We start from the raw sequence: 20,861 nt of genomic DNA, 5'->3' as shown, positions 1-20,861 counted from the left end.
ATGATTCGGGCAACTGGGATGAGCGCGCCCCCGTGGAAAGCAGCTGAGCTGCGAAGATGGGTTGGCGAAGAGCTGTGCCGACTGAACAGTAGGCATATCGCCCTGCCCGCAAGATGAGCCTTTGTTATGACTCGGCAAAGGTTGGCTTCCATGAAGTCGAAGCAAATTTAATTCCCGGTTAATCCTTTAATCTCACTACGAGCGATTGACTCTTCTTGCGGTTTCCGCCATGCCGAAATGGAGATGCGATGAGTCGGACGAAAGTGTCACTGATCACCGCCGCCTTGGCCTTGGCCGGTGGGATCATGGCGCCTGCCACGGCGCAGGCGGCCCCGGAGGCGGTGTGCGGCTTCTGGGAGAACCACATCGGGGCGTACTACGAGCACTGCAACTCTCCCACGACCATCCTCATTCGCGTGGACCGCGCGGGAGGTGGCGTGGAGAACGACTTCTGCAGGTTGGTGTCCAAGCGGAGCACCTACCTCGGAACCCCTGCCGATATCGACCATGCCTACTACATCAAGTCAGGTATCTGTCCGGTCTGAGCTGACCGTTGGAGGAGGTGCCTGCCGGAAGCACCACGGCAGGCACCTCCGGGTCCCAGCTGTGATATCGCAGGAGACACGCCGATGCGTAGAGCGGGAAGCGCGGATGCACGTGCGACCAGAGCCCGCGAGCGCAGCAAAACACCCCGTTTGCGGTGACTTGGCAACGGTGTGAAGCTGGCCTTGTCCGGCTCGGCGCTGCCCGGCGCTGTCGATACCGCGGATGAGGATCAGCGCCGTGGAGCCAGCCCGACATCACCCCGACGACCTCGCCGGTGCCCCGGATCTTCCAGTTCTTCGACAGCCCGGATCGCTGGCTGGTCCTCACCGACGAGCGCATCGTCTACCGCCGGCGCCCCGGTGATCCGCTCCGCCTGGCCAAACCCCGGCGTGGTGCCGCTGCACACCCTGGAATCCTCCCCCTCCTGGACCGAGGTCACCGGCCAGGAGGAACCGGCAGCGCCCTGACCAGAAACGACGTGGGCCGACGCTGGCTCCTGGCTCCGGAACGCCATCCGATACAAGCAGAGTGGTCGGCTGGATGCGCACGCGTTCCCCGCAGGCTCGCGGCCCCTCCGAATCAGCCGGGCTCTTCGGCGATCGGGCCGCGGGCGAGCTGGTGACTGCAGTACGCCGGGGGCGCCGGCCAGTCGGCAGGCCCGACCCGGGCCCAGAACGCCCGCGCCGCGAGGTCGCGCGGGATCGGCCGGGTGCTCCAGCTGTAGCCGGTCCCCAGCGCGGCAGCCGCCGCCAACAAGACCCGCCCGACGCCGCGCCGCCGCCAACGCTCGTTCACCTCCACGGCCTGCAACACCGCGCGCCGGTCCACCGAGCACAGTGCGAGGGTGGCGGTGCCCAGCACCGCGGGCGTGCCGGTGCCCTCGCCCAGCTGCAGGCGCAGCTGCCCGGATCCGGCCCAGCGCGGCGGCGGGACCTGCACCAGGGCCAGGCCGGTGTGCGGGGCCGCTTCCTGGGTGTGCTGCTCGGTCACGTCGACCGGGCACCACGACCAGCGGGTCGAGCCCAGCTCCCGGCACAGATCGCAGCAGTACTCGTGGCGGCGCAGCAGGTGGGACCAGCCGTTGTTCGGCCCGGCCACCCCGAGCTGGTGCCCGGCCGGGCACCGCGCCGGCACCTCGGTGCCCGGGCGCAGGTAGCGCAGCCGCCCGAACTCGCCGCGCGTGCCCGACACACCTCCACCCGAGTCGAACATATGGGCGATTATGCGCTAGTCTGTGCTGGCAGGCGGGTCGGGACGGGGAAGGTCCCGACCCGCCTTCCTGCGCTGCCGCTGCGTGGCGTGCTGGGCGCAGGTCGCGGTGTGTCCGATGATGAACAGCGTGTCTGCTGCCGGAGAAACCCCGTGGTCCTCGCTGCCGCCGGAGGAGGAAGCGCGCCGGATCGGCTCGGTGTTCGACGGCTGGCATTCCGGGCTGGACCCGTGGGAGTGGGCAGGCTCCCCGAAGGGACAGTGGGGGCTGGCCCGGGTCTGCCGGGTGATGCCGCAGCGGGTGCTGCACGTCATCGGCGCCAGCGCGATGGCCGAGCGGCTACGCGAGCTGCTCGGCACCGGCGTGGTCACCGGATGGTCGCTGCAGCCCATGCCGCCCAGCCGGACCCCGCTGGCCGACTACCACGCGCAGTTCCGCGCCCTGCCCCAGTCCGAGGGCGGTGTGCGTGGCTTCAAGCAGCTCACCAACGCCGGATTCGCCTTCGGCGAGGAGGTCGCGGCCTGCCCGGACGAGGTGCTGCTGCGCGAGCGCAATATCGGCCCGAACACCCTGGCCCGGATCCGCCGGATCGTCGGCGGCCCCCCGCCCCCGCCCGAGGTGCTGGCCACGCGAATCGACATCGACGCCAACGGCACCAGCGCGCCCGTGGCCGATCCGCAGCGGCTGAAGCCCTTCGACCAGCTCACCCGCACCCGCTACCCCGCGCTCGTGCGCGGCCTCGCGGTCTCCGCGATGCCCGCCTCCGCGCTCACCGCAATCGCGCACTCGCTGGCCGCCGAGGCACTCCCGCCCGCCGAGCAGCTGGTCGAGCTGCTCCTGGAAACCGCCGGCGAACACCAGCTGCTCGAGCTGTACCGGCAAACCCACCGCTGAACACGAGCTTGTGACAGCGGCCTGGCAGTTTCTCGCCGGCGGGCTGGACAAACACCCAACGGACTCGCACAGTCACACTGTGCCTACGCCGCAGCCTCCCGAACGGGAGGCCCGGTTCCAGACCGTGGCCACGAGCCTCCTGGCCGCGGCGGTCCTCGGCGGGGTGATCCTGCTGGTGTTCCTGAACTACGACGTCACCAAGTCCGATTTCACCGTCTCCCACGGCACGCTCCCCGGGGAACTTTGGCAGGGAACAGCGTGTACCTACTACCCCTGCGCTTCGCAGCACGTCGACTGGCGCTGGACACTGGACCCCGGGGCGCAGATCGCCACGACCTTCACCACGGACGCGACCACGCACCACCGCCTCCTGGGCCACGAACTGCAACTGGACAACGATGGGAATGCGCCGACGCCGCGCTTTCCTGGACCATCGCCGCCGATGACCGCCCGCTCGGCTCCGGCGTCCTCGACGCCACCACACCCTCCACCCGCTTCGCGTTCTCGCTGCCCGACCACGGACCCAGCATCACCGTGACCGCCGCCCGCCGCGACGCCCAGTCCTGCCCCATCACCCTGATCTGGCGCGACGCCATCTTCCGACCGGATCCAGCGGTGACCGATCGCGGCTCGAGGTGAACGACGGTGCCGAGAATGACCCGGCACCGTGCCGGTGGTGACGTTCGCCTGCCCCTGGAATCGCCGGCGACGAATCCTTGCGCGCGCCCTCAACGACCTATCCGCGCATGCTCGCCGAGGAAGCCCACGGCTGGCCCCGCCAGGCCGGCGCCTACGTCGTGGCCGCACCCCGGCGCCGGGCATTGGATCGCGGAGGCGACCGCCTTGCTCACGTCACCCTGCTGAGCGCCGAGGGTTAGATCCAGCTCGATCATGAGCTGGTTCCGGTCGATGGGCGGCATCGCACGGGAATTCCTCGGCCCTCGCCCCGTGCGGCGCTTCGCCGGCGTGATGGCGATCAGCCCGGCACAGCCGCAGGCGGATTCTGGATCTGGCGGCTGCGCGGCGTCAAGGCCTGCTTCTGGTCTTAGGTTCGGCGCTGAGATGACTCGGGTGCCCTGGCAGGTGCCGCACTCGTCCTCATCGGGGATGTGGCCGCCGGTGCCGCCGCAGTTCGGGCATGTCTGCGTCTCTTCGATGTCCATGCCGCTGATCGTGAGTGGAGCGTGTCACCAGCAATTCAGCACGAATTTCACCCTGGAGGCTGGGTGGTTTGTCCGGTTCTGCAGGTGCGATACCACGCCGGTGTCACGAGCTGGGCAGGCTGTGCCTGGCCGTGCGCGGCGCCATACTGGCCGGGTGAGCGAACCGATCGAGCTGTTCCCGGTGACCCGGGTCGACCCGGAGCGTTTCGCCGCCGAGCAGCACCGGTTGTTCAGCGGGGCGCGGCTGCACATCGGCCGCTCCGACGTCGCCCACGCGGTGATCTGGGTCGACTGGATCAACGGCCTCACCCTGCCCGCGCCGGCCTGCCACCAGGGCTGGTCCGGGCTCGGCTCCGGCGGGGAGATCACCCCAACCGTGCTGCCGGTCAGCTGCCGCAAGTGCCTGCGCCTGACCGGCGCGCTCGACGACCCCGCCCAGCCCGCGCTGTTCCCGGTACCGGCACTGACGGACGCGGGCCGGTAGCCGGACTTCGCTACGCCGACCGGCTGCCGATGCGGCGCCACGGGCTGAGCCGCAGCTCCCACCGGTCAGCCATGGTCTCCAGCGCGGTGGCCGCCTCCTCGCAGTGGCGGGCGACCTCGTCCAGGGCCGCGGCCTCGTCCAGCTGCCCGGTCTCGAACAGCGTCGCCGCGCCGGCCATGCTCGCGCTGCCCAGCTTTTGCTGCAGCACGGCGACCTGCCGCTGGCTGCGGCACATCTGCACCACGCACCACCGCGACACCAGCACGGTGAAGCCCAGCGTCACCGCACCCAGCACGATGGTGCCAACGGTGGTCTCGTCCATGGGGGCACCTCGCTGTTCGATCATCTCTGTGGCCAGTCGGCGTACCGACCGCGCACGTTACGACAGGCGTCCGACGGCCCCCTGTCAGCGTGGATATTCCCGGATTCCACCGCATCGGACCTCCCCCCACCAGCACACTAGGCCGAATGGGTTACCCCGGCGTGTGGGCCAGCTCTCCGCTGCTGGTCACCGCCACCGCAACAGGTGGCCCATCCCAAAGTGATCATTCCGTGGATCTCCGCATGCAGAACGTCCAGTGGTGAACTTTCAACGTCCGCGTGGGAGTACGCATCACTCTGTTGGGTATCGACACGCCAAAAGTGTTACTCACCGGAATGAGTGTCACTCGACAGATTGTCGACCTTGCGGAAGGTAGCGGAGTGCCGCTCTTTCCGGCCATCCGTTTCCGCGAACTGGGCAGTCGTCACCCTGCCGAGTGAATGCCCGTGATTGACATGGGTCGCTCGAAGTCGCACAGTGTCTCAACGAACGGCCTTTATCCACGCCCGTGATTCACGTTCGTACGGGATAGGGGCCGAGCACGAAGCAGGCCGGCTCCTGGCTGGATGCCAGGAACCGGCCCGGGTGATCAGGTCACCACCGAGGTGGCGATCCGATCACTTGCGACGGGAGTGGACCGCGCCAACGATCACCACTCCCAGGTACCCGGCAACAGCGGCGGCCCCGGCAATCCATGCCAGGGCCGTCGTGCCGTATAGGCAGGCCAGCACCGTTACAGCCGATGCCAGGTTGGCCGCACGTTCGAGCAGTGTCACCCACCTGGCACCCCCCTCCCCCGGGCGGGCCGGGGGAACTTCGGGGTCGTCTCCGGACGGGTCCGGGGACTGGGCAGGACGGCGGTCTTCGCTGTCCACGATGCACCTCCGATCGGGGGTGGTCTACGCATCCGCCATCCCGATCCCTCGCCGAGATGGTGGACAACGCTGGACAGCTGAACCAGCTGTGATCTGCCTTGCGAGGAAGATACCCGCAAAGCCGGGGTAGCTCCATCCACGTTGCGGAAAACCTGCGAAACGCGTGGGTCGAATACCCCAGTTAGTACATTCAGGGGAATGAGCGTAAAGCATTTTTGCTGAGTTTTATTGGAGCGACCGCCGCCGACCAGAGCCGAAATCGTGTCCGCGCCGCGTACGTGGCCCTCCTCCCGGCCTCGAGGTCATCGCCGTGGCCGGCCGGGCGCTCCGGTGGCGGGCCGGTACGCCGCGGGGCGCTGGAACGCCAGCCGGTGTCGCTGCTGCGAGTACCGCGCGGCCGCTGCGGGCGTGGGTTGCTGCTGCTGACCGGCGTGCCACTCGGCGACCTGGGCGGTGTGCCCGGCCAGGGCTGACCGGGCACGCTCGGCGGCCGCGGCGGCGGCGGGCTGGTGCTGCTGGGTACGCCAGGCGGCGATCTCGGCGACCAGGGCCGTCACGGCCAGCAGTAGCGCCAGCACCGCGGCCGCGCTGGTGCTGCGCCGGGCGGATACGCGCGCCAGGCGCCAGGACGCCGTGCGCAGTTCGGCGGCCACCCGGCTCCAGGTCGCGGGCTGCCCGCGCCCGGGGTGGCGGGCCGCGTGCTCGAACTCGGCGGCCGCGGCCGCCAGCGGCGCCCGGTCGGCCGGGTCGCTGACGTGGGCCAGGACCAGCAGCAGGTCCCCGGTGGCGTGCGCGATCCCGGCGGGATCGGTGGCGAGGTCGGCGCGGGCCTGCTCGGCGGCCGCGGCCGCCGCCGTCCACGCGCCGCTGCGCCGCTCTGCGAGGACGCTGGCCGGGGCCGCCGGCTTGGGCGCGCTGGCCCACCGCTCGGCCAGCGCGGTCGCGGACAGGTCGGCGGCCAGCGTGCGCCCGCCGAACCACACCGGTGCCGCCCGCCGGTCCCGGTCGCCGAAGAACGCGACCGCGTAGCCGGTCAGGTCTCCGGTCGGCGAGCGGCGGGCCCGGACCCGCACGCCCGGATCGGCGGCCAGCAACTCCAGGAACTCCTCCGTTCCGGTGGCGCGGGCGGCCGCGGTCCGCACGAGGTGGCGCAGCTGCTCTCGGCTCGACTCCGGCCCCCGTCGCTGGCGGGCGGCCTTCTCGCGTTCGCCGCGGGACGGCGCGGACGGCGCGGTGGCATCGGCCGGGCTGGTCGGGCGCAGCCCGTAGCGCTGCTCGGCGGCCAGGCACGCCTCCCGGACCCGGTGGTAGTCCCGGCGCGGGTGCACGCGGCGCAGCGTGTCCTGGCGCACGAGCACCGCGGCGACGTGCACGTGATCGGCGGCGTGGCGTACCGCGACCCACCGGCACCCGCCCGGGTCACCGCGCGGCGCGATCCCGGTGCGGTCCAGCACGTCGGCCACCACCTCGGCCCACTCGTCGCCGGAGAGCTCCCGGTCCTCCGGCGCGGCGCGGAGCGAGCAGTGCCACACCGGGCCCTGCGGCGGGTCCTGGCCCTCGTGCGGCGGCGGCGGATTCTGCGGGACGCCCGCGGCCGCGGCCGGTGCGGTGAGCGCGGCCGCCAGGGCGCCGACGTCGAACCGCCCCGGCGAGCTCTCGCGCGGCTGGTGCAGCCGGGTACAGCCGTCCCAGACCGCGACCACGTGCGGATCGGTGTGCTCGTGATGACGGCCCGGACCGAACAGGTAGACCAGCAGGCCGCGAGCGCGCCAGCCGCGCACCACCCGGCCGATCACGGCCGGACCAGCGCACAACGCGAAACAAGATCAACAAAAAGAGCTAAGGTATCGTCACGATTCACAGCCGATCCCGCGCCTTCTCGGTCAGCGCGTCCAGCTCGGCCAGGCCCCGATCGGCGGCCGCCAGCACCGCCTCCACCCGAGCCTCCAGCCGCACCAGCACCGCGGCCTCCGGCACGTGCCCACCGGAGTTGACCGCCCGGGCCACCTGGTTGAGCAACCGGCCGACCGCGGCGACGTCACCGCGCAGCGTGGCGACCGTGGCGCGGTGGCGCAGCTGCTCGGCCAGCACCTCACGCCAGTCCGCCGGCACGGTGTCGGCGTCGGCGGCCAGGCCGCGGTGGACCAGCTGGCTGGCGTATGCCCCGTCCGCCAGCTCGGCGCGCGCGGCCGCGATCGCCAGCCGGGCCCGATCGTTCTCGGTCAGCCGGATCTCCAGCGGATGCGGATAGCCACCGGGCACGTGCGGCTGGCGGCCGCGGTGTCGAGTCTCGGGCATCAGCCCGCCCCCCTTTTCGTTCGCAGTCCGGCCCGGCCGCGTCCGGGTGCCGGCGGGCGGAGCGAAGGGGGAAAGCTCCAGTACGCCGGCGGCGGCCGGGACGCGATGCAGGCCCAAGGGGGGTCGCCCACGTCGCGCGCTCTCGATCATGCCAGCGGCCGGACGGCCGCCGCGCTATCCAGGGGATGGCGCCTATCTCGCTCCGGTGATCCGGACGGGTTCACCGGGGCTGAAGTTTCTTCATCGGCACCCGTCACCGCCGTCACGACCGGCACGCCCAGGTGTGACGGGTTGCCCTCCGGCTGGCCTGCCGGGCACGCCCCGGTGACGGGCTTCGGCCGTGACGGCGCACCCGTCACCATGCACGCGGAACCGCGCGGCGGCCGCCGTCGCGAGAGGCCCGGCCAGCCGTCACGCCAGCCATACCCCGCCCACACCCTGCCCCTCACCCACTACCCCGCTCCCCGCACGCCGGCCCCTCCGCCGCCAGCCCGCTCCCCCGCACCCCGGCCCTGCCGCCCCCACCACTCCCACACGCACCACAACGCCACAGCACCTCTTGCATGACCATGACCCGGGTTTCGTTTGATGAAATAAGCGCGTTGAGCAGGCACAATAGTGCTGTGGCTGATGAAGGGAAAGTAGACGGCAAGAGCGACGAGCACACCATCCTGGTGCGCACTACCACCACGTCCAGAACACAGCCGCGAACGTGCGCGGGATGCGGGGAACCGCTGCCGACCGCTGGCCCGGGACGGCCACGAAAGTGGTGCTCGGACTCGTGCCGCAGCCGCGGCTGGGCCCTCAACGCGGCACGCCGAGCCGACAATCAGCCTCCGAACACGCCCGACACAGTCGTGCACGACCACGTCGTCACGAAGTCGCGGGTGCTCGAGCCTCGCGTGCCCACGGGCCACCAGTGGCTACGTCAACTCGACGCCTTGTGCGAGCAACTGGAGGACCCGACCTCGACTCTGCGCGTGGTGGGCTACCTGCACACCGGCATCCGGGAACGGCTGGAGCGTGCACTGGCGTCCACCGACGCCTTCCTCAATCACAACCAAGAGCGCATGACCGCCGCCAAGGCTGCCTACGACGAACACCTGCGCACGATCTACCAGGCGGACGACGACGCCCCCTATTCCGGCCCCGAGCCGCCTGCACGACCCACCACACCCGCAGCGGATGGGCTGTCTCGACAGCAGCGCCGCGCCCTGGAACGCGCGCGGCGCAAACACCGCTGAACTCATACGGACAGCAAGGTTCTGTAGCCGAGCGGGTAGCGGAATCGGCTGGAGAACACCGACCGCCGACACCGCCGTAACCCCCGCAGCCCCCGATTTGATGTTCCTCTGCGAAGTTCCGACAAGGGAGTCTGGGACACCAGCGGATCCCCCTGCACACGATCTGTCCTGCGGGAACGCGTGATGCAGGGGGATCCGCCTTAGACGGCATCCGGAGAACGAGGGCGATCGGCGCGGTCGGCGGCCCCCTGGGTGGTCATTGGGTTCAGCGCAAGTGAAGGCGTAGGGCGCTCACCACTTGCGCGGGCCTTCGAATTTGCGCCGGGCTCCGATCGCCTGTTTGAGCACCCTGCGCTCCAGCTCCGGTTTGCTCGCGCGTTCCAGACGCGAGAGTCCCAGCTCGGCAGCGACGGCGAGCAGCCCTTCCCGATCCAGTTGCTGTTCGTGTAGATACGTCGCGCCTTCGTCCTCGGTGTCGGTTGCACGCAGGCGCTTCGCGATGTCTTCGGGGGTGTCCGGCATGGCGGAGGCTCCTTTTTCTGGGCGGGCAGGGGACGGAGAACGGTGCGCTCACCGCGGACCGTCCGGGTGGCCCAAGTTGAAGTTTGGCGCGGCGAACACGACCACGTACACCTCGGACGGGGTGCATGGTGGGGTCGATGTGGGTGGACTCGCAGGCCAGCTCGGGCTAGCACCGTTCGCAGCTCTGAGAGGCCTATCACCCCAGTTCAAGGCATTTCGCGAGGTACTTAGCTTCATTGCGATCAGCTAGTTCGGCTGGTTTGGGAGCGGCGCCACCGCAGGAAGGCAGCGAAGTTTCTCAGTTCGTCGAGTTCGGAATCGGTCAGCCCTGCCAGATTCGGCGCGCGATGGTCGTCGAGCGCGGTGGCGCCGAGCAGCTCGCTGACCTCCACGGCGTACGCCGTGGCGAGGTCGGTCAGCTCGAGGGCGCTGACGTCGCGGCGGGCGCGTTCGATGTCCGACAACGCCGAGCGGCCCAGGCGGGGAAGGGCGGCGGCCGCGCGTTCCTGGCTGAGCCGGGCGCCGATGCGGGCCGTGCGCAACTGGTGGGCCAGCTGCGCACGGCGCACATCCTGAGATGTCGGCGTGGTCATCGACCGGTGCCCAGCGACGGGCCGTCGTGACCGACCACGACAGCAAGGTCGGCGCAGTCGATCAGGTGCTGGTTGATCTTCATCGTCACGCTTCAGCCCTCCTTGAGGGGGACGGTCGACAGCTGCGCTGGCTCGACGATGCTGACCCGGATCTGGCTACCGAGCATCCACTCCACCTCGATCCGGCCGTCGTCCCGCTTGCTCGTGGCCGGCAGCACTGCTCCTCGCGCACCTCGCGGAATCAGGTGACACAGTCCGTGGTCCTCCGTCGCCCACACGCTGGCGTAGGGCTCGAATCGTTTGGATGTCGTCACTGCTCAGTCCTCCGTGGACGGTTCTTCGTCGGTGTGCCACTCGTGGCCGAGTGAAGTGGGCAGTTCTGGCCCGTGGATTCGCAGTCCTCGCACGCACTTCGCTGCGGGTCGAGCAGGGCGAGGGTGTCGGCGAGGGGTTCCTCGGCGTCGACGACGGCGGCCACCGCGTCGGTGTAGACGCGGATGTCGTTGTAGGTCATCGTCGCGGTGACGTGCTCGTGCAGGATCTCGAGTTTGTCCGCCGCCCAGCGGCGGACTTCGTCGACCAGGTCGAGGACCTCGGCCAGTTCGCGGGGCGGCAGCGCGGCGAGTTCGGTGTGCAGCTGGCCGGTGTCGCAGAGCAGGGTCATCTGCCGGAAGGTGATTACGGCCTGGCGCAGTTGCTCGAGTTCGCCGAGTTGAACGGTTCCGGCGCTGGGGGCGGTCATCGGGCACCGTCCGCGCGGGTCGCGAGCACGGTGATGACCGCTGAGGCGAGCACGCCCAGGATGCGGTGCAGGGCCTGGTCGCATTCCATGAGCGCGGTGCCTGGGCCGCTGGTGTCGACGACACCGTCGCGGCGCTGCACGGTGGCGTGGCGCAGGTAGTCGAGCTTGCCGTTGCCGACCAGCCGCAGCCGGCGTGCCCAGGCCGAGCCGAGGAACGCTGTGAGCGGGGTGCGGCGGTCGATCACGTAGTGGGTGATCGCGTTGATCGCGGTGCCGGTCAGCAGCGCGGCCGGGGGCACTCGGTAGCCCAGGGCGCGGGTCACCGCGGCCGCGGCCGCGAGCTGGCCGGCCGAGTACGACCCGACGTGGCGGGCGCAGGCTCGGCGTCCGGCCGCGCCGGGCTTGCCCTTGTCGATCGCGTCGGTGCCGGCCTGAATGATCTGGTCGCAGAAGGGGTGCACGTCGGAGAACGTGGCTTGCAGGGTGGCGAACAGGGCCAGCGCGCGGACGTCGCGGGTGGGGTTGCTGGTGGTCATACTGGGATCTCCGATCCATGTTGGGTTGGGAACTGCTGGACCGGTGCGCGCGGGGTCAGCTCCCGCGCGCACCGCACACTGTGATCAGCGGTGTCCGGGTGGATGCACAGCTGGTGCTCACGTGCCCTGTTCGGCGGGCATGCCCGCGGCGACGCCCGGATCGAGCTCGGCCACGGCGATGTAGATCCGCTCCCCGGCGAACGAGAAGGCGACCAGGGCGTGGGCCAGGTCGGCGAGGGTGTCCGGCGCGAGGTGCTGCTCGGCGGCGGTGTAGGTGGTTTCGAGCAGCACCACCAGGCGGCTGCGGAGCCGGTCGACCTCGGCCATCGTGCGGGCGAGGTCGCGGCGGCCCAGCTGCTCGAGTTCGGCGGTCCAGCCGTCGCCGGAGATGTCGACCAGGCTGCTGCAGAAGGTGTTCACGGCGGCGGTCACCGCGGTCGTCTCGGGTGCGGGCATGAGTGGTTCCTTTCGTTTCAGGTGGTGTGGGGCAGGTCGAACAGCGGGTACATCTGCTGTTCGAGCGCCTCGCGCTGGACGCGCTGGCGGGTCTGGGCGTGGTGGTCGCGGTCGTAGTGCAGGTGGCAGCCCTGGCAGGCGGCGAAGAGGTTGGTTTCCTCGCAGTGCTCGGGGATGTGGTCGCGGTGCGCGGTGGTCAGCACGACCAGCCGGCCGGTGCCGTAGGCGGGCTGGCCGTGGTGGTTGCGGCAGCGGCCGTCAGTGGCCAGATGCGCGGCCGGGCGGCCGCACTCGCCGCGGCATTCGCAGCGGCTGTGCGCTCGCTCGAACCGGATCCGGTAGCTGATCATCGGCCAGTCCGCGGGGTAGCGTTCGAGGTTCTCGGGGCGGATCGGCATGGCTGCACTCCGGCATTGGGCGCGACCTACGCTCACGGAGACAGGGCTGTGACAAGCCCTGATAGCCCTATTGACCTCGCTGTCCAGATAGTTCTGCGAGACGTGCGGTAGGGGTGTTCCGTGTCGAGGCCGGGCTGGGTCAGGACTCGGTGTGGTAGCTCTCGAGGCTGTGGCGGATCAGTGCCACGAACTCCGGCTGGGCGGCGGGATGGTCGCCGATGTTGCTGGCGACCCACTCCGGGACGACGAGCGGCGGCATGCCCGCGGTGAGGCGGTCGGCGATGGCGCGCACATGCGGCTCGGCCTGATCGCGGCTGCAGCCCAGGAAGGTGGCGGCCGCGTCGACGAGGTCTGCGCGGGTGGCCGGGGACCGTGGCGGCGAGCAGCGCCGGGCCGCTCCCCCGGGATGCTGGCGGTCCCGGTGATACCAGCGAGCGCGGGTGCGGATACGCGAGCGCATGTCAGCGCCTGCGCTCGGCGAGGACGGCATCGACCTCGTGCTGGAAGGCGTGGCTGCGCCATGCCGAGTGCAGGTGTCGATCAGCCTCGGCGCGGGCGTGCTGGGCAGAGGCCTTGACCGCGGCCGCCGCGTCGGGGTCGCCGTCGGCCGCGGCTTCCAGGGAGTCGGCGACCTGGGTGGCCAGGCCCGCGGCGATGAGGTGTTGCAGGCCGGTCAGCGGCGCGGACACGGTGGTCAGCAGGTAGTAGTTGAAGGCCGCGGCGTTGGCCAGGCTGAGCTGGTCGCGCGCAGGCTCGCAGGAATGAGACACTGAGATCTCCCTTTCGAGGGTGCGGCCGGTCCCTGAGCCATGAGGTGGAGTTCGGAAGCTCGGGGTCCGGCTTTCTTCGTTCTGCTGGGTGTTCGCGGGACGACGTGAGTCGAGCGAAGTCTGCTGTTGGTCAGTCCTTCCGGGTGGTGGGCGTGTTGGCGGGCACGAGCTGGATCCGGCCGTCCGGGTGCTGCTGGACGAGGTAGACGTCACCGGGCTGAGCTGTGGTCTTGCCCAGGACGACGCGCCGGCGGGCGTCCACGGTGGTGCTGGTGACGGTCCGGAACTCATCGGGCGTGCTCATCCGCTCACGCTATCCCACTTTTCCCACCAGCAGCAGTCTGCGTTCAGGTGAATCAGGCGTTCTCCATCGTGTTTACCTGGGTTGATAGTTCTGCTAGGCCTCGTAACCAGAATGAGCCTGGAGACGGTTGCTTGCAGTACCGCGCGACTGTGCGAGGGCACGCAGCACTGCGCGAGCTCGCAGGTCTCGCGGCTGGGTGAACGTTCTGCGATATTCACTTCGCCACGTCCCGCTGTCCTGGAACGTCGCTGCGAGCAGACGTGATCTACGCGAGGGAACCGACATGAGCGACAAGCACGCGTCATCCGGCCGCGCGCCGAAGGCCGGCAAGAGCGCGGCTCAAGCGGCGGGGCCGGCGACCGCGGACGAGCCCACAACGCGATCGTGGTACCTCGGTGCGGCCACAGCGAACGAGCTCAGCGAGGTGTGCAACGAGCTGTTCTTCGACCTGCGTGGCACGGTCCCGAAGTACGAGATCCTCAGCCTGCTCATCCACGAGGGCCTCAAGAACAAGGAGCGCGTGCGTCGGCGTCTGCTGGCGCAGAGGAACGAATGATCTCGGGCTGCCGAGTTCCCGCGGGTGGCGGGACCTGAGCGGGAACGCAGCCGGGCCCGCCCTCCGCATGGGGGCTGTCGGCGTGCCGGAAAGCGCGTGAGGGAGCGGATCAGGAGGGCAAGGCCGGTGGCCACGGCGAGTCGATGCCGCCGGGCAGTGGTGGAAGCCGGTCGGGCATGTGGGCGCGCAGGAGCTCCCCGAGGTCTCGCATCGCGTGCAGGTCTGTGCGGCTGACGCAGGTCATGTGGCGCAGATCGTCGGTGATCTTTCCGTCGAACCGGGCCAGAGTTCCCTCCCCTGCTTCCGGGTAGTTCGGGAGGTAGGCCAGAGCGACATCCCGTACGCCACCAAGGTAGGCGGGAGTGTCCGCGCTGAGCGCGGTGAGCAGTTCGTCGGCCTGGTCGTAGTTCAGACGCGTCCGCCACGTGTCGCCCACGGTCAGTTGCAGGCCACCCGGAACGCGTCGGATGTCGATCGAGATCAGCATGAGCCTCAGGATCGCCCGCCGCCCGCCGCCCAGGTCGTTGCCGCGCGAAGCACGATCGGGGGGAGAACCTGTGGAAGCGACTCCTGCCAGGCTGCTGGCAACGCCGTTGCCGGCGCCCTGGCAACGGCGTTGCCACCCGGCTGCCATTTCTTCTCGGCGACATGCCTTTCGGCTGATCAACGCTGCTGGATAGGCATGACAAGCTGAGCGCGTCAATCCGAAGTACCTGCTCGTCTACGCCAAGGCGGGTGGGGAAGCCTACGGAGGTTTTCATGGCGTACGTGCATGTGATCGCCTGTCAGAAGGGCGGGGTCGGCAAGACCACGGTGACGGTGAACTTGGCCGCGGTGGTCGCCGACACGATGGGGGGCACCCCGGAGAAGACGCCGGTGCTGGCAGTGTCGGCTGACCAGCAGGCCTCGATGCTGGAATGGGCTCAGCGGGTGGGCGATGACCTGCCGTTCGACTTCGAGCAGTGCCACGACAACCCGGCGCTGCTGTCGAAGCTCAAGCGCATCACCAAGTACCAGCACATCTTCGTCGACACCCCCGGGTCGCTGGAGAAGGAAGACATCCTGCAGGCCGTGCTGCGCGAAGCCGACGACGTGATCGTGCCCATCGAGCCGGAGCCGATGGGGTTCAAGCCGGTGGCTCGGACCATCGAGAAGGTTCTCAAGCCGCTGAATGTGCCGTTCCGGGTGCTGCTGAACAACTGGGACCCCCGGGACGGTTCGTCCGACCTCACTCAGACGAGGAACTACGTGGAGAAGCGGGGCTACCCGGTGTTCAACACCGTGGTACGCCACTACAAGCTGCACACCCGGGCCTCGGCCGAAGGGGTCACCGTGGTCCAGTACCCCAAGAGCCGGGTCGCGATGGAAGCGCGAGCGGATTTCTTCAAGCTCGCGCTGGAGGTTCTGGGGAGCAACGGCACGACGCCGAAACACGGCGGTGGCAACGGCGTTGCCAGCGCCGGGGGAGATCAGTGATGGGCAAGCGAGTTGATCTGGCGTCGCTGGCAGACGACGACTTTTACGACCCCGCTGACGACGCGCCGGCGGGCACCGCGGTCGCTGCAGTCGCTGACGAACCGCCTGCGTCAGGAGCGGGGCAGCCGGTGGACCGCCTGGTTCCGACCTCCACTGTCACCCACAACCCGCTGAACAAGCGCTATCCCGGGCTGGATGACGAGATCGAGGATCTCGCCGAGACCCTGCGTTTCACCGGGATCATCCAGCCGCTGGTGGTCTGCTCGGCTGCCGCATACCTCGAGCAGTACCCGGACCAGCGCGCGGCTGTCGGGCGCGCCGAGTGGGTCGCGCTCATCGGGAACCGGCGGCTGCACGCGGCGTTGCGGGCACCGCTGGACGAGGTGCCGATCATCGTGGCCGACGAGCGCGTCGGCTCGATGTATGAGCTCATGCTGATCGAGAACGGTCACCGCAGGGGACTTCCGCCGCTGTTGGAAGCCGAAGCGATGGCCGAGGTGCTGCGCACCAAGAAGATTTCGCAGCGCGAACTCGCCCGCCAGCTCGGCAAGTCCCACACCTACATCGCGCAGCGCCTGGTGCTGCTCAAGCTGGTGCCCGACCTGCAAGCGGCTTTCGCCGCCGGCGAGCTGAAAATCGAGCAAGCGCGCGAATTCGGCGACCTGCCCGCGGACGAGCAGCAGCGCATCGCCGACGCGGGCAAGCCTTACCGGCACCAGCCTCCGCCGGAGGCGAGGCGCAGCGCTGGCAACGGCGTTGCCACCCGCCGGCGAGCAAGCATCCGCGCGACCTCGCCCGCAGTGGCCGCGGAGTCCATACGCCAGCACTTCACCCCGGACGAGCTCACCGAACTCATCCAGCTGCTGACGAACGCACTCGGTCGCGAGGCAGAACCGCGACAGCCGGCCCAGTCCGCGAACTGACCGTATGGCCCATGACGCGTGGGGGTGGCAACGGCGTTGCCACCCCCACGCGTCTGCGGACCGGCCATCGCGGGGTTCTGCGTGCCGGGCACCTGCCCCCCGGTCGCCCCGGCCGGGGCTCGCTCCCAATTCCGGTCACCAGGCCACCGTCCCGCTTTCGCAGGCGCTGCCGGGGCACTGCCCTCGCAGGGGCATCAGAGAGGGGTCGACCGGCCCCCGCAGGACGAGGTGCGCGGTGCCGATCGCGCTCGGATTGACCGGGGCATGCCCGGGGGCAGCCAAGGGGGGCAATCGCCGACCCACCAGCGCCTTTGCCCCCCTTGCCCCCTTGCCCAAATGGACGTCACCCGGATGCTGATTCACTCGATGCCCCGGCCAGTTGCCCCCCGTGCGTGCCCGCCGGGGGCACTCCACGTCTGCCCGGGCACGGCATGCCAACCCCGACGGGGCACCTGCCCGCTGGTCGCCGGGCCACCTCTGCCCCCTGCCTGAGGGGCAGATGCCCGCCACATGTGCCCCCTTGTGCCCGGCCACGAGAGCTCGGCCGGGCGGGGGCACCTCATGCCTAGTGCCCGGTCCTCCTGACCGGCGGACGCAGCCCTCCGACGACAGGTCACAGGCTCCACGCCGAACAACGCGATGACCCTGATGTCCGAACCGGCCCGATCGCAGCAGGCCCCTGGGAACACGCTGCACCAGGGCGGGCATCCGACGCAGCGCGCGAAGGTCTCGTCCGTCATTTCGGGGCCGCGCGGAGCCGGCCACAGTGACTACCGCTTGTAGTCGATGAGAGGGTTTCCTACGGGGTTTCGTGGCATGCCGAAGTGAGTTTCGCTAGGCTCGGCCTCGCGCGCGTGCGCGACGCGCGTTGCGCGTTGGCCCCGCGGCCGAGGGTGTAGTCCGGCCGCCGCGAAACTTTCCCTTTCGTGCCTGTACACACAGTTACCATCGACGTGGCCTGATTCCAGCAGTCAAACGGGTCGCAACCCGTGGCCGGCCGGGCTTGGACCAGTGCGGGAAGGCCGGGTGGCCCCGGTCCATGCCGATCGGCGGAGCCGATCACGCGAGTCGATGCGCTGGTGCTTCTCCTGGAACAGAAAATGATCAACAAAGCCGCGCTGTATAAAGCATTATACGGCGCGGCTCACCAACCGCTGGTGTCCGGATCGTGGCTGCATCGCCAGGCGACCTCCTGGCTGACGTGCAGCCAGCCTGCCTCGTCGCACAACGCGCACTCAGCGATCCGCTCGCGTCTGACCCGGGCGAGGACGTCGACGCGATGCTGGGAGGCTTCGGCGTTCACGGTGGCAAGCTGAGCGAGTTTGTCGTCGAGGGCCTTGCGCTGATCAGGCGAAAGGCCTGGGGGGATGCTCTTGAGCTTGTGGGCGATGAACCGGGCGGGGGAGTGGATCAGCTCGGGTAGACCGTTGCCGTGGATGCGTCGCACGATGGAGCTGACCGACCAGGTCGGGATCCACGGCGCGATCAGCGCTTCCAGCGTGCGTACGGGAACCTCGGCCAGCGACGGATCCAGGTGCTCCTTGACCGCCTGAGCGGCTCGCCGTGCCTTCGAAGGCCGCTGCAACGGCTTCGGAGTCGTCCGGACCGGGTTTCGAGCCGCATAGGCCATCTCAGCCGGTTTCGCGAACATGTCGGTCCAGGAGCCCGCCGAAGGCGGCCGGTTGTCCACACCGCGCACAACCAGTAAGTGATCTTCTATAGAGACATCAACTACTGGGTGGACATTTTGTTCTCCACGTAGCCAACCGACCACGTTTGTGCTGGTCAGAGCACCTGTCCGATCCGCGTGCAGCAGTTCGTCCGCAGTGACCCAGGCGAGGGTCCCATCCGCTCCGACCGCAGTGGCCCCAGGCAGGCACTCCATGACGTTGCGCGGATCGACCCAGCGCTCGCGGTTGGCCTCCAGCAGCGCCCGGCCCGGCGCCTGCTCGAACTGGGCACGCGCCATCTCGGCGCGCTCGGCCAGCACCTCCTCCGGGATCGGCATCCGCAGCTCGTACACCGGCGACACGGTCACCTGCCGCTTCGGCCGCACCGGCCGCTGGGGAACCGGGTGCCGGCGGCGGGCCAGCCGGGCTGCCCGTTCCCGGCCGACGCCCTGGTTCAGCAGCTCGATCTCGGCCCGCGCGCGCAGGATCGCCGCGTTCTCCGTCGCGACCGCCGCCTCTTCCCGTTCCCGGGCCCGCTCCTTCACGACCGCGAGCTCGGCCGCCGTCGGTGCCTCCGGCAGGACCAGCGCGTCGACCTTGATGCCGGGCACCAGCTCCCACAGCAGCTTCTCCTGCGTCAACCAGCCACCGACGTAGCGCTGGATCGTCTTGGTGCAGCGATCCACCGCGGCCCCGGCGTAGTCCTGCTTCAGGTAGACCAGCGGCCGGCCTGCTCCCTGCAGGACCCCCGCGAACGCGATGGCGATGTTCCAGCACGTCTGCCGTGAGCGGTCCTGCCGGAAATGCGCCGAGGTCGCGATCCGCGGTCCGACGGCGTCCTGCAGCCACTGCTCGCCCGAGATCACCGCCTGCGTCCCCGCCGGTGCTTCCCGGGCAGCCACCTGCGTCGCGAGCTCCGCGCGCATCGGCCGCGGCATCCACCGCAGCCGATCCCACCGCACGCCGCACCCGATCAAGAACTGGTCCACCGGATGCAGGTCGTCCCAGGCCAGGCCGACCTCGGGGTCGACCAGGCGGACGCCGTCCGGAGCCGGTCTTGGCGCGAACCGGACGTCCTGCTCGCCGGCCACCACCGCGGCCAGGCCCTCGGGCCCGCCGTTGGTGCCCCAGCACAGGTCGCACACCACCGGATTCGGGAACGGCTCGACCAACGTCTGGCGCTTCCGGCCGCGCTGGCGGCAACCCGCCACCAGACACCGGCCAGAGGCCTTCGCCAACTCGAACAACGCCGGCAGGCTGTCCGGCAAGTCCGGTGAGGCGTCCTGTCCATAAGGGACAGCGGGGTCGTCACACCGGCACGATCCGGTGATTTCGATGTCGCACCGCACACAGTCAGGCGACAAAACAGCAGGTAGAACGGTGTGAGCCTGCGACACGCCACCCTGAATCTGGTGCGTGACGGGCCCAGGGGCTATTCTGGGCACACGAAATCCCTTTGGCTGGGGGTTCGAACGCCTGGCTGCTAACCAGGCAACCGGAAGGTCTGGAGTGCTAATCCAGATCAACCGGACTGACGTGTGGCGACTTGTGAGAGGGTCGTCGCCGTAGGTTCAAAACGGGGCGGATGCGCTGGTAAGGCGCTTCCGCCCCGTTTTACGTCTATGCGGCAGTCAGAGGCAGTTCCTCCTGCATCGAGTCGTCGTACTGGACCTCGACGCCCCGAGCGCGCAGATGCTCGCTGAGCAAGCGCGCCACCAGGTCGTTGAACGGCATTCCATACTCATCAGCCTGCTGCTCGGCGGCCTCGACGAGCGGGACCGGCAGGCGCACAAGCTTCTGCTTGCGAGCGCCTTTCGACGGTCGGCCGATCTTGCGTCGTTCCATGGCGGAAAGTTCTACCTCTTTCGGCTATCCGTATCCAGCGACACGCCGGGAACCGGATCATCCAATCTGCTCAGGCAGCTAACCACGCTGTGTGATCATCCGCGCGGGAGGGGTAGCCACAGGACAGATTTCGGCTGCCGATGCTGGCTTGTTGGAGTGTTTCGCCAACTGGGTATACGGTAGGTAGATGACTGCGGATACCACACTGACTACCGTGAAAGTGTCGACCGCCGCCCGCGACCGGCTCGCCGTCCTGGCCGCCGAGTCCCAGCAGTCGATCGGGGCCTTCATCGCCGGTGTCGCCAGCCGCATCCCCACCACCGCCGAGCTCGATGCCCGCGACGAGCGAACCCGCCAGGTCCTGGCCCAGCTCGGAGCGGATCTCACCCCGGCCGACCGTGATGCAGGAGAGGCGTTGTGGGCCGCGCTCGACTCCGGTGACGACGACGCGCTCGTCCGGGCAGCCCGCGCGTGAGGACGTTCGTCCTGGACGCTGCGGCGCTGGATGCGCTGGGAGCGGGGAATACGATCTTGGCGCGGTTGCTCTTCGGTACCCCGCGCGACGTCGACGACGTCGTGCTCGCGTTGTACCGCGGTCCCCGGTTGCTGGCCCCGGCGTTGTCGCTGCTGCAGGCAGGCCGCCGCCGATCCGGCCTGGCCGAGCACGTCGCGGCGCTGGAGACGCTGCGCATCGTCGACCTCGACACCGCGGCCATCACCGCGCTCTGCGGGCCGCTGGCCGACCTGGAACCCGCCACCGGGCACACCGTGCACACCGCGGCCCGCAACGACGCCTCGGTGATCACGCCGACCCCGCAGCTGTACCCCGAGTCGGTCCGAACCGTGCCGCTGCCGCTGTAGCCGACCGGGCTGCTGACGCAGAACCGCCGGGATGCCGACGAACCTCGGCGAGGCGCCGTTCTGGGGCTGGCCGTGACGGCACCGCATGATGGGCATAGGCGCCGACCGACCAGGTGTGCCGGGCCGGGCCGATGAGGTCGTCCGAGGCCGAGGTCGTCCGACGTCACGGAGGA

Annotated in this window: 29 protein-coding genes; 10 read left to right on the top strand and 19 right to left on the bottom strand. The window is 69.6% G+C overall.

What is annotated here, in order from left to right; translation table 11 throughout:
• Positions 1–248 precede the first annotated feature (248 nt).
• Positions 249–545, top strand: a complete 297-nt coding sequence (locus tag L3Q67_RS45610; RefSeq protein WP_499191834.1) for a DUF6355 family natural product biosynthesis protein — start codon at positions 249–251, stop codon at positions 543–545.
• 580 nt (positions 546–1,125) lie between these two features.
• Here L3Q67_RS45610 and L3Q67_RS45605 read toward each other — a convergent pair.
• Positions 1,126–1,737 (bottom strand): GNAT family N-acetyltransferase, encoded by a 612-nt coding sequence (locus tag L3Q67_RS45605; RefSeq protein ID WP_499191833.1) that lies wholly within the window; start codon positions 1,735–1,737, stop codon positions 1,126–1,128.
• Positions 1,738–1,885: 148 nt separating this feature from the next.
• Here L3Q67_RS45605 and L3Q67_RS45600 point away from each other — a divergent pair, with 148 nt between their 5' ends.
• Together L3Q67_RS45600 and L3Q67_RS45595 are read left to right on the top strand one after the other, a co-directional pair.
• Positions 1,886–2,650: a hypothetical protein gene (locus L3Q67_RS45600; RefSeq protein ID WP_499191832.1), complete on the top strand. Its 765-nt coding sequence runs from the start codon at positions 1,886–1,888 to the stop codon at positions 2,648–2,650.
• 79 nt (positions 2,651–2,729) lie between these two features.
• Complete coding sequence (locus tag L3Q67_RS45595) at positions 2,730–3,188, top strand: hypothetical protein (protein ID WP_499191831.1); 459 nt, start codon at positions 2,730–2,732, stop codon at positions 3,186–3,188.
• A 190-nt stretch (positions 3,189–3,378) separates the two neighbouring features.
• Here L3Q67_RS45595 and L3Q67_RS45590 read toward each other — a convergent pair whose 3' ends face one another.
• A complete protein-coding gene (locus L3Q67_RS45590) occupies positions 3,379–3,813 on the bottom strand; it encodes a hypothetical protein (protein WP_499191830.1) in 435 nt (144 codons plus the stop codon).
• 154 nt (positions 3,814–3,967) lie between these two features.
• On the opposite strand from L3Q67_RS45590, the gene L3Q67_RS45585 reads away from it, so the two are divergent.
• On the top strand, positions 3,968–4,297 hold the full coding sequence (locus tag L3Q67_RS45585) for a hypothetical protein (RefSeq protein ID WP_499191829.1): 330 nt from the start codon (positions 3,968–3,970) through the stop codon (positions 4,295–4,297).
• Positions 4,298–4,307: 10 nt separating this feature from the next.
• Here the strand turns inward: L3Q67_RS45585 and L3Q67_RS45580 are convergent, their stop codons facing one another.
• The 4 genes from L3Q67_RS45580 to L3Q67_RS45565 form a co-directional block, all read right to left on the bottom strand.
• A complete protein-coding gene (locus tag L3Q67_RS45580) occupies positions 4,308–4,619 on the bottom strand; it encodes a hypothetical protein (protein ID WP_499191828.1) in 312 nt (103 codons plus the stop codon).
• 617 nt (positions 4,620–5,236) lie between these two features.
• Positions 5,237–5,395 (bottom strand): hypothetical protein, encoded by a 159-nt coding sequence (locus L3Q67_RS45575; RefSeq protein WP_499191827.1) that lies wholly within the window; start codon positions 5,393–5,395, stop codon positions 5,237–5,239.
• Between the two features lie 401 nt (positions 5,396–5,796).
• Complete coding sequence (locus tag L3Q67_RS45570; RefSeq protein ID WP_499191826.1) at positions 5,797–7,290, bottom strand: relaxase family protein; 1,494 nt, start codon at positions 7,288–7,290, stop codon at positions 5,797–5,799.
• Between the two features lie 61 nt (positions 7,291–7,351).
• Positions 7,352–7,792 (bottom strand): hypothetical protein, encoded by a 441-nt coding sequence (locus L3Q67_RS45565; RefSeq protein WP_499191825.1) that lies wholly within the window; start codon positions 7,790–7,792, stop codon positions 7,352–7,354.
• A gap of 857 nt (positions 7,793–8,649) precedes the next feature.
• On the opposite strand from L3Q67_RS45565, the gene L3Q67_RS45560 reads away from it, so the two are divergent.
• Positions 8,650–9,036 (top strand): hypothetical protein, encoded by a 387-nt coding sequence (locus L3Q67_RS45560; protein ID WP_499191824.1) that lies wholly within the window; start codon positions 8,650–8,652, stop codon positions 9,034–9,036.
• A gap of 291 nt (positions 9,037–9,327) precedes the next feature.
• Here L3Q67_RS45560 and L3Q67_RS45555 read toward each other — a convergent pair whose 3' ends face one another.
• The 10 genes from L3Q67_RS45555 to L3Q67_RS45510 form a co-directional block, all read right to left on the bottom strand.
• Positions 9,328–9,558 (bottom strand): hypothetical protein, encoded by a 231-nt coding sequence (locus tag L3Q67_RS45555; protein WP_499191823.1) that lies wholly within the window; start codon positions 9,556–9,558, stop codon positions 9,328–9,330.
• A 242-nt stretch (positions 9,559–9,800) separates the two neighbouring features.
• Complete coding sequence (locus L3Q67_RS45550) at positions 9,801–10,151, bottom strand: helix-turn-helix domain-containing protein (protein WP_499191822.1); 351 nt, start codon at positions 10,149–10,151, stop codon at positions 9,801–9,803.
• A gap of 92 nt (positions 10,152–10,243) precedes the next feature.
• Positions 10,244–10,465, bottom strand: a complete 222-nt coding sequence (locus L3Q67_RS45545) for a hypothetical protein (RefSeq protein WP_499191821.1) — start codon at positions 10,463–10,465, stop codon at positions 10,244–10,246.
• Positions 10,462–10,893, bottom strand: a complete 432-nt coding sequence (locus L3Q67_RS45540; RefSeq protein WP_499191820.1) for a hypothetical protein — start codon at positions 10,891–10,893, stop codon at positions 10,462–10,464. The genes L3Q67_RS45545 and L3Q67_RS45540 overlap by 4 nt, the downstream gene beginning before the upstream one ends.
• A complete protein-coding gene (locus L3Q67_RS45535) occupies positions 10,890–11,429 on the bottom strand; it encodes a hypothetical protein (RefSeq protein ID WP_499191819.1) in 540 nt (179 codons plus the stop codon). Before L3Q67_RS45535 ends, L3Q67_RS45540 begins: the two co-directional genes overlap by 4 nt.
• Before the next feature lie 117 nt (positions 11,430–11,546).
• Positions 11,547–11,885, bottom strand: a complete 339-nt coding sequence (locus L3Q67_RS45530; protein ID WP_499191818.1) for a hypothetical protein — start codon at positions 11,883–11,885, stop codon at positions 11,547–11,549.
• Between the two features lie 17 nt (positions 11,886–11,902).
• Positions 11,903–12,283 carry a hypothetical protein gene (locus L3Q67_RS45525; protein WP_499191817.1) on the bottom strand — a complete coding sequence of 127 codons (381 nt, stop codon included), beginning with the start codon at positions 12,281–12,283 and terminating at the stop codon, positions 11,903–11,905.
• A gap of 139 nt (positions 12,284–12,422) precedes the next feature.
• Positions 12,423–12,743 (bottom strand): hypothetical protein, encoded by a 321-nt coding sequence (locus L3Q67_RS45520; protein WP_499191816.1) that lies wholly within the window; start codon positions 12,741–12,743, stop codon positions 12,423–12,425.
• 1 nt (position 12,744) lies between these two features.
• Positions 12,745–13,053 (bottom strand): hypothetical protein, encoded by a 309-nt coding sequence (locus L3Q67_RS45515; protein ID WP_499191913.1) that lies wholly within the window; start codon positions 13,051–13,053, stop codon positions 12,745–12,747.
• Between the two features lie 130 nt (positions 13,054–13,183).
• On the bottom strand, positions 13,184–13,357 hold the full coding sequence (locus L3Q67_RS45510; protein WP_499191912.1) for a hypothetical protein: 174 nt from the start codon (positions 13,355–13,357) through the stop codon (positions 13,184–13,186).
• Between the two features lie 283 nt (positions 13,358–13,640).
• Between L3Q67_RS45510 and L3Q67_RS45505 the strand changes: the two genes are divergently transcribed.
• On the top strand, positions 13,641–13,913 hold the full coding sequence (locus L3Q67_RS45505) for a hypothetical protein (protein ID WP_499191911.1): 273 nt from the start codon (positions 13,641–13,643) through the stop codon (positions 13,911–13,913).
• 109 nt (positions 13,914–14,022) lie between these two features.
• Here the strand turns inward: L3Q67_RS45505 and L3Q67_RS45500 are convergent, their stop codons facing one another.
• Positions 14,023–14,400 (bottom strand): hypothetical protein, encoded by a 378-nt coding sequence (locus L3Q67_RS45500; protein WP_499191910.1) that lies wholly within the window; start codon positions 14,398–14,400, stop codon positions 14,023–14,025.
• A gap of 272 nt (positions 14,401–14,672) precedes the next feature.
• Between L3Q67_RS45500 and L3Q67_RS45495 the strand changes: the two genes are divergently transcribed.
• Complete coding sequence (locus L3Q67_RS45495) at positions 14,673–15,389, top strand: ParA family protein (RefSeq protein WP_499191909.1); 717 nt, start codon at positions 14,673–14,675, stop codon at positions 15,387–15,389.
• Positions 15,389–16,312, top strand: a complete 924-nt coding sequence (locus L3Q67_RS45490) for a ParB/RepB/Spo0J family partition protein (protein ID WP_499191908.1) — start codon at positions 15,389–15,391, stop codon at positions 16,310–16,312. Before L3Q67_RS45495 ends, L3Q67_RS45490 begins: the two co-directional genes overlap by 1 nt.
• Positions 16,313–17,456: 1,144 nt before the next feature.
• On the opposite strand, the gene L3Q67_RS45485 is transcribed toward L3Q67_RS45490, so the two are convergent.
• Both L3Q67_RS45485 and L3Q67_RS45480 read right to left on the bottom strand, forming a co-directional pair.
• Positions 17,457–19,229, bottom strand: a complete 1,773-nt coding sequence (locus L3Q67_RS45485; RefSeq protein ID WP_499191907.1) for a hypothetical protein — start codon at positions 19,227–19,229, stop codon at positions 17,457–17,459.
• A 373-nt stretch (positions 19,230–19,602) separates the two neighbouring features.
• Positions 19,603–19,827, bottom strand: coding sequence for a hypothetical protein (locus tag L3Q67_RS45480; RefSeq protein WP_499191906.1), 225 nt, complete (start codon positions 19,825–19,827; stop codon positions 19,603–19,605).
• Positions 19,828–20,041: 214 nt separating this feature from the next.
• Here L3Q67_RS45480 and L3Q67_RS45475 point away from each other — a divergent pair, with 214 nt between their 5' ends.
• Positions 20,042–20,302 (top strand): hypothetical protein, encoded by a 261-nt coding sequence (locus tag L3Q67_RS45475; protein WP_499191905.1) that lies wholly within the window; start codon positions 20,042–20,044, stop codon positions 20,300–20,302.
• A complete protein-coding gene (locus tag L3Q67_RS45470) occupies positions 20,299–20,688 on the top strand; it encodes a PIN domain-containing protein (protein ID WP_499191904.1) in 390 nt (129 codons plus the stop codon). The genes L3Q67_RS45475 and L3Q67_RS45470 overlap by 4 nt, the downstream gene beginning before the upstream one ends.
• The last annotated feature ends 173 nt before the right edge of the window (positions 20,689–20,861 follow it).

The organism is Saccharothrix sp. AJ9571 (assembly GCF_021725495.1).
Classification (GTDB): Bacteria; Actinomycetota; Actinomycetes; order Mycobacteriales; family Pseudonocardiaceae; genus Amycolatopsis; species Amycolatopsis magusensis.
This window is presented reverse-complemented; position numbering and strand designations above follow the sequence as displayed.

Excerpts from the sequence above, each read along its gene's own strand:
- L3Q67_RS45530 (WP_499191818.1), bottom strand. The coding sequence starts at position 11,885 with ATGCCCGCACCCGAGACGACCGCGGTGACCGCCGCCGTGAACACCTTC.
- L3Q67_RS45480 (WP_499191906.1), bottom strand. The coding sequence starts at position 19,827 with ATGGAACGACGCAAGATCGGCCGACCGTCGAAAGGCGCTCGCAAGCAG.
- L3Q67_RS45525 (WP_499191817.1), bottom strand. The coding sequence starts at position 12,283 with ATGCCGATCCGCCCCGAGAACCTCGAACGCTACCCCGCGGACTGGCCG.
- L3Q67_RS45540 (WP_499191820.1), bottom strand. The coding sequence starts at position 10,893 with ATGACCGCCCCCAGCGCCGGAACCGTTCAACTCGGCGAACTCGAGCAA.
- L3Q67_RS45535 (WP_499191819.1), bottom strand. The coding sequence starts at position 11,429 with ATGACCACCAGCAACCCCACCCGCGACGTCCGCGCGCTGGCCCTGTTC.
- L3Q67_RS45555 (WP_499191823.1), bottom strand. The coding sequence starts at position 9,558 with ATGCCGGACACCCCCGAAGACATCGCGAAGCGCCTGCGTGCAACCGAC.
- L3Q67_RS45495 (WP_499191909.1), top strand. The coding sequence starts at position 14,673 with ATGGCGTACGTGCATGTGATCGCCTGTCAGAAGGGCGGGGTCGGCAAG.
- L3Q67_RS45550 (WP_499191822.1), bottom strand. The coding sequence starts at position 10,151 with ATGACCACGCCGACATCTCAGGATGTGCGCCGTGCGCAGCTGGCCCAC.
- L3Q67_RS45505 (WP_499191911.1), top strand. The coding sequence starts at position 13,641 with ATGAGCGACAAGCACGCGTCATCCGGCCGCGCGCCGAAGGCCGGCAAG.
- L3Q67_RS45565 (WP_499191825.1), bottom strand. The coding sequence starts at position 7,792 with ATGCCCGAGACTCGACACCGCGGCCGCCAGCCGCACGTGCCCGGTGGC.
- L3Q67_RS45590 (WP_499191830.1), bottom strand. The coding sequence starts at position 3,813 with ATGGACATCGAAGAGACGCAGACATGCCCGAACTGCGGCGGCACCGGC.
- L3Q67_RS45520 (WP_499191816.1), bottom strand. The coding sequence starts at position 12,743 with ATGCGCTCGCGTATCCGCACCCGCGCTCGCTGGTATCACCGGGACCGC.
- L3Q67_RS45490 (WP_499191908.1), top strand. The coding sequence starts at position 15,389 with ATGGGCAAGCGAGTTGATCTGGCGTCGCTGGCAGACGACGACTTTTAC.
- L3Q67_RS45500 (WP_499191910.1), bottom strand. The coding sequence starts at position 14,400 with ATGCTGATCTCGATCGACATCCGACGCGTTCCGGGTGGCCTGCAACTG.
- L3Q67_RS45610 (WP_499191834.1), top strand. The coding sequence starts at position 249 with ATGAGTCGGACGAAAGTGTCACTGATCACCGCCGCCTTGGCCTTGGCC.
- L3Q67_RS45580 (WP_499191828.1), bottom strand. The coding sequence starts at position 4,619 with ATGGACGAGACCACCGTTGGCACCATCGTGCTGGGTGCGGTGACGCTG.
- L3Q67_RS45510 (WP_499191912.1), bottom strand. The coding sequence starts at position 13,357 with ATGAGCACGCCCGATGAGTTCCGGACCGTCACCAGCACCACCGTGGAC.